General features: G+C 60.5%; 9 protein-coding genes and 1 pseudogene. All 10 read left to right on the top strand.

The window, feature by feature from the left end:
* A pseudogene (locus AAC997_RS07975) lies at positions 1-287 on the top strand (glutamine--fructose-6-phosphate aminotransferase); the annotation flags it as partial.
* Positions 288-568: 281 nt separating this feature from the next.
* A complete protein-coding gene (wecB, locus tag AAC997_RS07970) occupies positions 569-1696 on the top strand; it encodes a UDP-N-acetylglucosamine 2-epimerase (non-hydrolyzing) (protein ID WP_340645163.1) in 1128 nt (375 codons plus the stop codon).
* Positions 1693-2955, top strand: a complete 1263-nt coding sequence (wecC, locus tag AAC997_RS07965) for a UDP-N-acetyl-D-mannosamine dehydrogenase (RefSeq protein ID WP_340645162.1) — start codon at positions 1693-1695, stop codon at positions 2953-2955. Before wecB ends, wecC begins: the two co-directional genes overlap by 4 nt.
* Position 2956: 1 nt before the next feature.
* Positions 2957-3682 (top strand): methyltransferase domain-containing protein, encoded by a 726-nt coding sequence (locus AAC997_RS07960; RefSeq protein WP_340645161.1) that lies wholly within the window; start codon positions 2957-2959, stop codon positions 3680-3682.
* A gap of 144 nt (positions 3683-3826) precedes the next feature.
* Positions 3827-5353: a hypothetical protein gene (locus AAC997_RS07955; protein WP_340645160.1), complete on the top strand. Its 1527-nt coding sequence runs from the start codon at positions 3827-3829 to the stop codon at positions 5351-5353.
* A 2-nt stretch (positions 5354-5355) separates the two neighbouring features.
* Positions 5356-6438 carry an acyltransferase gene (locus tag AAC997_RS07950; RefSeq protein WP_340645159.1) on the top strand — a complete coding sequence of 361 codons (1083 nt, stop codon included), beginning with the start codon at positions 5356-5358 and terminating at the stop codon, positions 6436-6438.
* Positions 6422-7564, top strand: a complete 1143-nt coding sequence (locus tag AAC997_RS07945; RefSeq protein WP_340645158.1) for an acyltransferase — start codon at positions 6422-6424, stop codon at positions 7562-7564. Before AAC997_RS07950 ends, AAC997_RS07945 begins: the two co-directional genes overlap by 17 nt.
* Positions 7565-7594: 30 nt before the next feature.
* Positions 7595-8824, top strand: a complete 1230-nt coding sequence (locus tag AAC997_RS07940; protein ID WP_340645157.1) for a hypothetical protein — start codon at positions 7595-7597, stop codon at positions 8822-8824.
* 27 nt (positions 8825-8851) lie between these two features.
* Complete coding sequence (locus AAC997_RS07935) at positions 8852-10015, top strand: glycosyltransferase (protein WP_340645156.1); 1164 nt, start codon at positions 8852-8854, stop codon at positions 10013-10015.
* Positions 10015-12147 (top strand): bi-domain-containing oxidoreductase, encoded by a 2133-nt coding sequence (locus AAC997_RS07930; protein WP_340645155.1) that lies wholly within the window; start codon positions 10015-10017, stop codon positions 12145-12147. The genes AAC997_RS07935 and AAC997_RS07930 overlap by 1 nt, the downstream gene beginning before the upstream one ends.
* Positions 12148-12150 lie beyond the last annotated feature (3 nt).

The following is a 12150-nucleotide window of genomic DNA, read 5'->3' as shown; positions in this document are numbered from 1 at the left end:
CCCCGGTGATCGTGATCGCGCCCAGCGACGCGCTCTACGAAAAGACCATGTCCAACATGAGCGAGGTGATGGCCCGCGGCGGACCGATCATCCTGTTCACCGACGCCCAGGGCGCCCAGAACGCGCCGGAGGGGGTGAAGGTGATCATCGTCCCCACCTGCGATCCCCTGGTGGCGCCCCTGGTGTTCTCCGCCCCCATTCAGCTGCTGGCCTATCACGTGGCCGTGCAGAAGGGCGCCGACGTCGATCAGCCTCGCAACCTCGCCAAGTCCGTCACGGTCGAGTAGACGTTGGGAAGGCGGATTGAGTTGGCCTATATTGTATGCGGGTGTCGATATTGTCTGTGCGACTACCGGAAAGGAAGTTTCCCAGACCTAGATTACTTACTTGACCCATTCGCATTGGCGACGGAATGAGACGTGCGACCGGATGCTGGGAATGCGCTTGGAAGTTGCCGAAGTTTCAAGGGGTGTCGCCCCGCCTACCTCAGGGGTTGGCCCGTTCTGGTCTGCGCGCTGAGGCGTGAGAATTGCAGGGTGCAAACTCGTGCCGTCAATATGAGGAAACTATGAGCGCGCGAATACTATTGGTTTTTGGAACGCGTCCCGAAGCGATCAAGATGTTGCCGGTCGTCAAGGCCTTGCGAGCGCGTGCCAGCCTTGAAATCTTGGTGGCGGTCACCGGGCAACATCGTGAAATGCTCGATCAGGTGTTCGCAGCCTTCGATGAGCGCCCCGACATCGATCTTGAACTGATGTCGCCCGGGCAGACGCTCACGGATATCACGGTCCGGGTTCTGGGGCGGATGGCGGAGGTCTTCGCCGAGCATCGGCCGGACCTGGTGCTGGTGCACGGCGACACCACCACCGCCATGGCCGCAGCGCTGGCGGCCTTCTACGCGCGCATCCCCGTGGGCCATGTGGAGGCGGGGCTGCGTTCGCATGACATCAACCGCCCCTGGCCGGAGGAGTATAACCGTGTCTCCGTCGATGCCGTGGCGGACTTCTGTTTCGCTCCCACCCCCACCTCGGCGGAGAACCTGCGACGGGAATCTCCGCGCGAGCGGACCATCGCTGTGACAGGCAACACCGGTATCGACGCCCTGCTCTACATGGCCGGCATCGTCGATGAGGCGGTGTTGCAGACGCTGGACGTCGTGCCCGCCCCTGACAAGAGGTTGGTGCTGGTGACCGGCCACCGACGGGAGAGCTTCGGGGACGGCTTTGACCGGATCTGCGACGGCATCGCCCGCATCGCCGGGCGTGAGGACGTGGAGGTCATCTATCCGGTTCACCTGAACCCCCAGGTGAAGGACGTGGTCATGAAGCGCCTGTCCGGCCGCTCGAACGTTCACCTGATCGCTCCCGTCGACTACAGCCGCATGGTCGCGCTGATGAAGCGGGCCGACGTCATCCTCACCGATTCCGGCGGCATCCAGGAGGAGGGCCCGGCCCTGGGCAAGCCTGTCCTGGTGATGCGGGAGGTGACCGAACGTCCAGAGGCCCTGAGCACCGGGGTGGTGTCCCTGGTTGGCACGGACCCGGACCTGATCTGCCGCGAAGTCTTCCGCCTGCTGGACGATCGAGACTACTACGCCAGTCGCGCGCGCGCGGTCTTCCCCTACGGTGACGGAACCGCCGCCGAGAAGATCGCCGACATCATCGAAACCTACGCACGTACTATGAGGGCTGCATGAAGATCTGTGTTGTCGGACTTGGATATATCGGGCTTCCCACGGCGGCCATGCTGGCCAGCCGCGGCCACGACGTCTTGGGCTTTGACGTCAATGAGACGGTGGTGGCCGCGGTCAACGCCGGCCAGGCTCACTTCCAGGAACCCGATCTCCAAATGCTGCTGAGCGCGGCTGTCCAGACGGGCAAGCTGAGCGCGGCCAACGCGCCGGAGACCTCGGACTACTACATCATCGCCGTGCCCACCCCGGTTCGACCGGGCGGCGCGCCGGACATGAGCTATGTGGAGAAGGCCGCGGCGGCCATCGCCCCGACCCTGAAAATCGGCTCGGTGGTGATCCTGGAGTCCACCTCGCCGGTGGGCAGCACCGAGATGGTGGCCGAGGTTCTGCGCCAGGCGCGTCCCGACCTCACCTTCCCCCACTATAAGGACGACATGGTTGAGGCCGACGTCGCCGTCTGCCACTGCCCCGAACGCATCCTGCCAGGCCAGATGGTCCGCGAGCTGGTCCAGAACGACCGCATCATCGGGGGCCTGACCGAGGCCTGCGCCCAGAAGGCCCTGGACCTCTATCAGGAGTTCGTCACGGGCACCTGCTACGTCACCGACAGCCGGGCGGCCGAGCTGGTGAAGCTTAGCGAGAACGCCTTCCGCGACGTGAACATCGCGTTTGCCAACGAGCTCTCGATGATCTGCGACAAGCTGGAGGTGGATGTCTGGCAGGTGCGCGAACTGGCCAACAAGCACCCCCGGGTGTCGATCCTGGAGCCGGGCGCCGGCGTCGGCGGACACTGCATTGCCGTTGACCCCTGGTTCATCGTCAACTCCGCGCCGGACGAGGCGCGGCTGATCCGCATGGCGCGCATCGTCAATGACGACAAGCCGCACCGCATCGTTGATCGGGTGACCCTGCTGGCCGACCGGTTCAAGAACGCGGTCGTGGCCTGCTACGGCGTCACCTACAAGCCCGATGTGGACGACCTGCGGGAAAGCCCCGCCCTGGAGATCGTCGAGGCCCTGGCCAAGACCGATGGCCTGTCGGTCCTGGTCTGCGACCCAACCCTGTCGGAGCTGCCGGCCTCCCTGCGCGACCTGTCCAATGTCCACCTGGTGGACCCGGGCCGCGCCCAGAGGGAGAGCGACATCGTCGTCTTCCTGGTGGGCCACCGCCAGTTCAAGCGCCTGGACCCCAACCAGTTCCTGAACAAGGTGGTGGTGGACTCCATCGGGCTGATCTCACGGCCCAATGGGCGGGGGGTCTGACATGGGCTGGCGGGAACAGTTGGATCGCCGGTGGTACCCCGATCACGGGGACCGCTGGGATATCGTGCAATACCGCCAGGAAGTGCTCTCCCTGCTGAAGCCCGGCATGACCGTGCTCGATCTTGGCGCCGGCCGGGGAGCCCTGCCGGAGCTCAACTTCTCAGGATTGGGCGTAACCCTGTGGGGGGCCGATATCGATCCGGTGGTCAAGGAAAATGCAAACCTGGATCGGGCCTTCGTGACCACCCCCACCGAATTTACCGGGGTGCCCGACCAGTCTGTGGATCTTCTGATTTCCTGCAGCGTGCTGGAACATGTTTCCGAACCCGAAGCGCTCCTGAAAGAAGTCTTCCGCGTTCTGAAGCCTGGCGGCGAGTTTCTCGCCAAAACACCCAACAAATTTCACTACATGCCGCTGATCGCGACCCTGACGCCAATTTGGTTTCACAAGCTCTACAACAAATGGCGCGGCCGTGAGGAGGTGGATACGTTCCCCACGCTATACCGTCTGAACAGTCGGAAAACGGTTCAGCGTTTGGCGCCCGGCGCGGGCCTCCATATTGAAAAAATTTGGACTGTGGAAGGGCGACCTGAGTATTTGAGGTTGACCGCGCCGACCTACGCCGTCGGATTTGCCTACGAGAGAATTGTTAATGCCTTAGACGCGGACAATTGGAAGGCGGTTCTATTCTTTCGTGCTACCCGAAGAGATCCATATTCTTCATAAGACTGCAGATCTGAATAATCACCATGCAAATCTCTGATATCCCTACGGACGTGCTTTCTACGCCGATTTGGCAGTTGATAGTGTCGAGGCCAATTGGGCGCCGCGCTGGAACCGAACTCGGGCGTCTCAATGGCGGGCCAGGAGTTGGCTCAGCTGAAAATCACGGACTCAGGCGAGAAGAATTGGGCGGCCGCTGTGGGTAATCAACGAAACCTTAGGCACCTTGTAACCAAGGAAATCCCCGCGGAACATGTCGCGCATTTTCTAGGCAGAACCTTTCTGTTCAGCGCTATCATTGTCGTCGCGATAATATTGATTGCCCTGTCAAGTCCGACCGAATTCGTTCGGACTTGGCTTGGTATATTCTATGCATTATTGATGGCAGCCTTGGTGGTGCCTTATGGAATCTCTGTAAAATGGAGAGCAAAGGACTTCCTTAAACCATCAATGATCTCCATTCTATACGTCGGAGCCTCACTGTCTCTCGGCGCGCTTACTTATGAGTTTGCTTATGTTCTCGTGCGTAGAACGTACTATCTTTATAATTCATGGGAATACATAAGAGAGACGTTCTCTGTTGTTTCGGCGGCGCTGTTGGGAATCTATTTCGTCGCGTGCTTCCGGCCACAGCAAAATGATATCCCCTCAGGCCTTAGGTCTGGCGCCGACAGTCCAATAGCGATCGCTTATCTATTCTGCATCTTAGTGGCAACTTTCCCGTTTGAGCACGCACTTCTGCCGCCGGTCCGTACCATCGTCGCTTGTGGGATCTTAGTACTAGTATTTAGGTCCGATAACCCCGCCAAGTGGGTAATATCTCTGGTGCTATTGGGTCTGCTTGCAGCTATATCTGCGGGCGATAAACGGCATGCGATCTTCCTTCTCGCCTCGCTAGGCCTCGCCTATGCAGTTTTCCCCTCTGTTGGACGGAGCGCGCGCCTGTCGCGAGTCCAGGTAATGGTTGGGGGCGGGTTGGGGATGCTCATCACGTTCTGGCTTGTCGTAGCGATGTCGATTATGCGTGGATACGCTGGCTATCACGTCGACGATATCCTTACAGCTCTTATGCTGGTTCCGGAGTATCTAGGCCGCCCGAACGCTGTTGGTATGCTTTCGCTGAATTTTGAAGTCGGATATGTATTTTTCCATCTTCACAACGCAGTGAATATTGCACTCCAATACGCGGACGTCCGGCTAAATGGAGAGTCGTTTGCAAAAGTATTATTCTTTGGAATCCCAGAGGAGGTCTTTGGATTCAAGCCGACTTCGATCATTGAAAGTTATACGAGATTCTATGATCAAGGCTTTAGGCAGATCGGCGGCTCCTATGGCATCACGCTTGTCGGTGAAGCAGCTTGGAATTTCGGCTATTTCGCCCCGCTAGCTGCGGTTGCTGTATATTTGATATTGGATATACTATTCGCAAAGTTGCATGCCTTTCTCCGCCATGGCGTCTTGGGAGGGGCCATGCTACTTTCTTATCTTCAGTATACACTTCTTGCTGCTCGGGGCGGGGGGCTTGATATGCTTCTTGCGTATTGCGTCCTAGCGGGAGCGGCTGGATTAGTGATCCTCGGTCCCATCGATGCATTCGAGGCGGCGTCGCGGAGGCGGCCAGCGCCCGCGGTGCGACCGTCTCTCTCCCCGGCATGGCCAACTAAGGGGCGCTGATCATGGAGCGCTATTGGCTCGGTGATCGACTGCCGAAAGATAACAATTTTGACCTAATTCGACTGTTCGCAGCCGTTGAAGTCGTCGTCTATCATGCGACGCATCATCTGCATGCGACATTGCCCGCATGGGGCGACTATGCTCTGCAGCAGTTCCGCGGCGTTCCAATATTCTTCTTCATAAGTGGACTGTTAGTTACCTCCAGCCTCGCTGGGCGAGGCAATGTCGTAAAATACTTTGAGCGCAGGGCCCGGCGTGTCTTGCCAGCCCTTTGGGTAGCGGGCGGACTCGCGCTTGTCCTTCTCGGGGCATTCGGCCAGCTGAGCGATCAGCTTTCTTCGCCAAAATTTTGGTTGTGGCTAGGTTCTCAACTTACCGTTTTTCAAGTTTACAATCCCGCGTCCTTTAGGGACTTCGGCGTAGGAGTTGTGAATGGGAGCCTTTGGACGATTCCGGTCGAAATTTCATTCTACCTGGTATTGCCTGCGGCGGTCTTGCTCTCATCTTGGAGCAAGCAGCCCCGATTGACCTTCATCGCTATGGTTTTGGTCGCGATGGCGTTTTCCTTCGTGGCATACGCATTCGTAGTAATTGAAGCGGGTAGCCTGCCGGCACGGCTTGTAAAGATTACACTCCTTCCTCATCTCTGGCTCTTTGCTCTCGGTGTTCTGGCGTTTGTCTACTTCGGTACCCTGGCGGCCATTGTAAGGTGGTGGCCGCCTTTGTTTCCGGCGATATATTTAATCTACGCCTTTGGGCTTCGGCCCTTTTTGCCCGAACTGGTAGCAGAGCTGTTGGGGCAAGGGCTTCTTTCTATGGCGGTTTTAGCCGTAGCCGTCGCAATCCCTCCAATCTCCGACCGCCTGCTAAGGGGGCAAGATTTCTCCTACGGCGTCTACCTCTTCCATATGCTCGTCGTGAACGCGGCCGTCGAACTCGGGCTCGGCGGAGTTCCCACGGTGCTGGTAGTGGTTGCGGTCACCTTCGCGCTTGCGGGTCTTTCATGGAAATACGTGGAGAAGCCGGCCTTGGCTGGAAGCTTTATGCGAACCCGAGTGGAGGCAGAGATTGCGGGTCACAATTGATCAAGCCGATACGAAAGGAACGCAAGCCAAGAGCGGTATGGCGCCCAGCCTGATGCCTTGGCTAGATTGGCTTCGTTTCGCCGCAGCCCTTCTTGTGGTTGTGGCTCACGTTCGCGCGCGCGTGTTCGTCGAGTACGGTTCGCTTACGCCGGATAGCCAAGGGCTGGTCACCCAGGTCGCATTTCTTGTCACACGACTAGGTCACGAGGCCGTCCTGGTCTTCTTTGTCCTCAGTGGATTTCTTGTCGGCGGCCGTGCTGCTGAGCGCGCTGCCCGGGGGGAGTTTCGGTGGTTGGACTATAGCCTCGATCGCGTTAGCCGAATATTTGTGCCCCTGATCCCCGCCGTCATGTTCACGGTCGCCACCATGGCCGTGGTTAGCGAGACCCCAAGCATAGCTGTCATCGCAGGCAATTTGCTGCTGCTGCAAGGAGTGGCTGTTACGCCGCTCGCAGCAAATGGACCGCTTTGGTCGTTGTCCTATGAGGGGTGGTTCTACGTTCTTTGTGGGGCAGCGATGGCCTTGCCTACCGCCAGGGGAACAATAAAGGCGATTGCCGCCAGCCTCCTGACGCTGTCTCTCATAGTTCTGGTTACACTCGAGCCGGTCTATCTTCTTTGCTGGGTGTTAGGCGCCTTCGCCTATTATCTTCGTGCAAAAACTCTTTCCATGTCGGAAACCGTAACTGCCTGTTTTATAATTGTAATAAGCATTGCGATTGCGCAACTCAGCGACATCGCGAAGGCGGCTGCGGTCTTGCATCTTGATAATAGTTCCAGCGTCGCGGCAATCATCCTCGCCATTGGTGTCGGGCTCCTAATCAGGAATTTGAGCGCGGCGCCTGTCGCGCTTAAGGGGTTAGACGGGGTGGGCAATCGGCTGGCCGATTTCTCGTATAGCCTCTACCTCTTTCACTACCCTGTGCTCTTCCTCGCTGCAGGCTTAGGACTTCAGCGCTCCTCCCGTATTGACGTCACTTCGTTGCTGACGGCAGGGGGTTTGGTGGTCGGCTTGCTCGCTTTTTGCTACGTGATGTATCTGCTGTTTGAGCGGCATACGGCGAAGGTGCGGCGCTGGCTCCGCAGACCGCCGCGCCCCGCACATTCTACGGCCGCGCCCCCCTGATCCGCCGTGGCATCGCGAGACCTCACCAGAATGATCCGCTCGTTCGCTCAAGTCGGCGGCGGGCAGGCGGCATACACGCTCTTTCAGGGGCTGTTCGTACTCGCGTCAGTTCGCTTTCTGGCGCCCCAAGCGCTGGCGGAATTCTCGATTGGCATCGCCATATTTACGATCGCCTCCGGCCTGTCGACCTCGGCCCTTCGCCGCGCCTATATCCTCGACTATGAAGAGCTTGGCTTATCGTCGGCTCAGGGTCACTTCCTGGCGGCCCAGGTTCTTCTCCTCATAGCCGGCGCCCTAGTGATCACCGTGCTGTCGGGTGTTTCGGCCGAGGTGAGCCTTTCACTTATCGCGCTCATCGTGGCGAACACGATCTTCGAGAACGCGCGCCTGTTCTTCCAGAGGCATGAGAGTTTTCGGAACTTCGGTCTGCTGACGGCGCTTCAACCAGCGGTGGGTCTGCTGGGCCTTGCCGCACTACTGGCTATGGGCGCGGCGGGTGTACATTGGGCGGCAGCCGGTTGGGCTGTTCTGCTGAGCCAGGCCGCGTCGCGCCTAGTGCTCTTGCCGCTATTTGGGCGACGCATTGTCCCGCTCTTCACCGGCGCGACCGACGGCAGATCAATCCTTGCGGTGCTCCGGCATCTGCTATTGCACAGATATTACCTGCTCAGCCTGTATTATGGCATCCTGAACTGGCTCCTCACCTCAGGAATGTTCTTCCTTTCCCGCGCGGGCAATGAGTTGGAGACAGCGGCGTACGGGGCGACGCAGCGGTATTACGGCATCCTCCTTGCTCTTGTCATAACGGCTCAGTCCGTTCTTCTGCCGGCCTTGGCGAAAGCCGAGACGCTCCAACAGTCGCGCGGAGTCATTCGGAGCTACTACGTGATCTGCCTGCCCTTGACGGCCGCCTTGGCCGTTGTCGCGTTCGCTGCGACGTGGTGGATACCGCTGGTTGACGGCGGGAAATATCCAAGCTCGGTACCGAGTTTCCAGATTCTAGCGGCCATGGTCGCCATTTCGCTTTGGACAAGTATCCACTCGACAATTGTCACCAAGGAAAAGAAATACGTCGCCCTATTGCTCTACGCGGTTGGGGGGGCGGTCGTAACGACGACGTTGTCAGCGCTCTCCCCACCCTCCGCATTCAGCGTCGCTCTTGCCACCGCCATTGGCTTCGCTCTTTCGAGCATCGCCGTTGCAATTCATAGCGAGCTGCTTATGCGAAAAGCTGACAGTCGGACAGACGATGTTGTTTAGGCTGCGTGGATTTTTGCGAGAACTTCTATGATCCGGATCGTTTTCTTTTCCGCCGCGCACCCACCATTCGACAAGAGGGTGTTTGACAAGGAGGCCCGCTCCCTTGCTGAAGCGGGATTCCAAGTTTCGCACGTTTGCCCCAATGAAGCCGGAAAAGGCGACCTTTTGGAGCGTCGTGACGGAGTCGATATTCACGCGATCAGGCGCATCGGTGGGCGGTTCTGGCGGCTTGCCACGCTGTTTCGCACCCTCAGGGTTGCGGCGGCCTTGAGGCCCCATGTCTTGCACTGCAACGAGGTCGATTCCTGGTTTCTCGCCGTCCTAGTCGCCCCATTTATCGGCGCGCGCGTCGTGTTCGACGCTCACGAGGATTATCATGGCATGGTAGGCGAGCGGTTGCCCCGCCCCGTCGCGGGGATCGGCAGGGCGATATTTGGAGCGCTTGTTGCAACTGCAGCTGCGCTCACCTGGCGGATCGTCCTCGCGAAGGACTCGATCATGGGTGACTACCAAGCTTCCCGGGACAAGGTGGTGATCGTCAAAAATTTCGGTCCCATTCCGAATCTCCTGCAAGCTCAGAAGGCTGGTCCGCCGCCATTAAGGATCGTGCATTTGGGCCTCATCGGCCGCAAGCGTGGATGGCCCCAACTGCTGGATGCGTTGGCCCAGTGCAGCGACATCGATTTCCAGGTGACGGTGGCGGGCGAGTTCAACGACAACTCCGAGCCTGAGTTTCGGTCCCGTCTCAAGGAACTCAATTTAGAAAGCCGGGTCGTGCTAGTGCCCTGGATGCCCTACAGCCAAGCCTTCGAACTCCTCGTTCAGTCGCACGTGGGTCTTGTTCTTTTTCAGCCAGGCCCCCGCAACCACGTTCGTGCGCTTCCACACAAGATGTTCGACTATATGGCCGCACGTTGCGCCGTGATCGCGCCTGCGTTTGCCCTTGAAGTCGCATCAATCATTCGAGACAGCGGCGCTGGACCTTTGGTGGATCCCTCGAAGCCGGAGGAGATCGCAAAGGCGCTAAGACTCCTGGCGGACGATGACGTACGCGAGGGTTATGCCTCCGCTGGCCGCCGCGCGGTGGAGAGCGTCTACAATTGGCCGCGTGAGGCGGCGAAGCTCATCTCAATGTACAGTGAATTGCAGGCCCCCATGGGATCTGCCTCAACTACGGTGGCCGGAACCTAATGCGTCAAGTCATCCAATCCCTCGCCGACGGATCAATCGAGGGCGCCAATGTTCCTGCCCCTAGCGCCCGCCGCGGGGGGCTCCTGATCGAGACGGCGGCCACCCTGGTGTCGGCCGGCACCGAGCGCATGCTGCTGGAATTCGGCAAGGGCAACCTGCTGGAAAAGGCGATGCAGCAGCCGCATCGGGTCAAGGAGGTGCTCTCCAAGGCGCGCACCGATGGCGTGCTGGAAACCCTGGAGGCGGTGCGCTCCAAGCTCGATCAGCCGATCCCGCTCGGCTACTGCAACGCCGGTCGTGTCGTGGAGGTGGGAGCCGGCGTGGAGGGCTTCCGGGTTGGCGATCGGGTGGTGTCCAATGGGCCTCATGCCGAGATCGTTGCCGTGCCAAATACGCTATGCGCCCGCATTCCTGACGGGGTGAGCGACGAGGCGGCGGCCTTCACGCCCCTGGCGGCCATCGCCCTGCAGGGGATTCGCCTGACCGAGCCGACCCTGGGGGAGCGGGTGGCCGTGTTCGGCCTGGGCCTGATCGGCCTGATGGCCGTGCAGATCCTGCGGGCCAATGGCTGCCGGGTTCTGGGGCTGGACTTCGACAAGCGCAAGCTGGCCCTGGCCCAGGGTTTCGGCGCCGAGGTGGTGGATCTGTCGGCCGGTGAGGACGCGGTGGCCAGGGGCATGGCCTTCTCCGACGGCCGCGGCGTGGACGCGGTGATCATCGCGGCCTCCACCAAGAGCAACGATCTGGTGAGCCAGGCGGCGAAGATGAGCCGCAAGCGCGGGCGCATTGTGCTCATCGGCGTGGTCGGGTTGGAACTGGACCGCGCCGATTTCTACGAGAAGGAGTTGAGTTTCCAGGTCTCCTGCTCCTATGGCCCCGGCCGATATGATCCCGACTATGAGGATCGGGCGCAGGACTATCCGTTCGGCTTCGTCCGCTGGACGGAACAACGCAATTTCGAGGCGGTGCTGGACCTGATGGCGGCCGGCTCCCTGAAGGTGGATGAACTGATCACCCATCGTTTCCCCATCACCGAGGCGCCCAAGGCCTATGCCGCGCTGACCGACGACGCCCAGGCCATGGGTATCGTCCTGACCTATCCGTCCGAGGCCGCGGAGGCCACGGCGGCCAAGCTGGTGCGGAGCGTGCCGCTCGGCGGCGCTGAGCGCGGCGCCTCGCGTGCGCGGCTTGGGGTGATCGGCGCGGGCCAGTTCGCCTCCCGCGTTCTCATTCCGGCCATGAAGGCCGGCGGCGCTGACCTGGTCACGGTCACCAGCCAAGGGGGCCTCTCGGCCCTGGTGAACGGCCGCAAGAACGGCTTTGCGGAGGCCAGCACCGATGTGGAGGCGGTGCTGAGCGATCCGGGTCTGGACGCCATCATCATCGCCACCCGACACGACAGCCACGCCGCGCTGGCGGAGCGCGCGCTCCTGGCCGGCAAGTCCATCTTCGTGGAGAAGCCCCTGGCGCTTACCGAGCCCGAACTCGATCGGATCTCCGAAGCCGCCCAACCCCGGGAAGGCGGCGGGGCGCCCATCGTCATGGTGGGGTTCAACCGTCGGTTCGCCCCCCTGGCGGTGCGGATGAAGGCCCTGCTGGGTCAGGTCGCCGAACCCAAGACCTTTATCGCAACCGTCAATGCCGGCGCCATTCCCACCGACCATTGGACCCAGGACCCGCAGGTGGGGGGAGGTCGGATTGTCGGCGAGGCCTGCCACTTCGTCGACCTCCTTCGCTTCCTGGCCGGCGCCCCCATCGTGCGGATGCATGCGGTCAAGCTGGGCAAGCCGGCGGCGGGAGTCGCCGAAGACAAGGCGACGCTCGTGCTGGAATTCGCCGACGGCTCCCACGGCACGATCCACTACTTCGCCAACGGCTCGAAGGACTTCCCCAAGGAGCGCATCGAGGCCTTCGGCGGCGGTCGGATCCTGCAGTTGGACAACTTCCGCACCCTGCGGGGCTGGGGTTGGCCGGGCTTCACCAAGCTGAGCCGGCGCCAGGACAAGGGGCATGCGGCATGCGCGGCGGCCTTCGTCTCGGCGCTGAAGACCGGTGGCGCGCCGCCGATCCCCCTCGATGAGGTGATGGAGGTCAGCCGCTGGTCAGTGCGCGCAGCGCGCTTCGACGACTGATCG

Source organism: Phenylobacterium sp. (assembly GCF_037968635.1).
In the GTDB taxonomy this organism is placed as follows: domain Bacteria; phylum Pseudomonadota; class Alphaproteobacteria; order Caulobacterales; family Caulobacteraceae; genus Phenylobacterium.
The sequence above is the reverse complement of the archived record's forward strand: the minus strand, read 5'-3'. Positions and strand labels throughout refer to the sequence as shown.

Bases quoted from the DNA above. Each gene is read 5' to 3' on its own strand.
- wecC (WP_340645162.1), top strand. From the start codon at position 1,693: ATGAAGATCTGTGTTGTCGGACTTGGATATATCGGGCTTCCCACGGCG.
- wecB (WP_340645163.1), top strand. From the start codon at position 569: ATGAGCGCGCGAATACTATTGGTTTTTGGAACGCGTCCCGAAGCGATC.
- AAC997_RS07960 (WP_340645161.1), top strand. From the start codon at position 2,957: ATGGGCTGGCGGGAACAGTTGGATCGCCGGTGGTACCCCGATCACGGG.
- AAC997_RS07930 (WP_340645155.1), top strand. From the start codon at position 10,015: ATGCGTCAAGTCATCCAATCCCTCGCCGACGGATCAATCGAGGGCGCC.
- AAC997_RS07935 (WP_340645156.1), top strand. From the start codon at position 8,852: ATGATCCGGATCGTTTTCTTTTCCGCCGCGCACCCACCATTCGACAAG.
- AAC997_RS07950 (WP_340645159.1), top strand. From the start codon at position 5,356: ATGGAGCGCTATTGGCTCGGTGATCGACTGCCGAAAGATAACAATTTT.
- AAC997_RS07940 (WP_340645157.1), top strand. From the start codon at position 7,595: ATGATCCGCTCGTTCGCTCAAGTCGGCGGCGGGCAGGCGGCATACACG.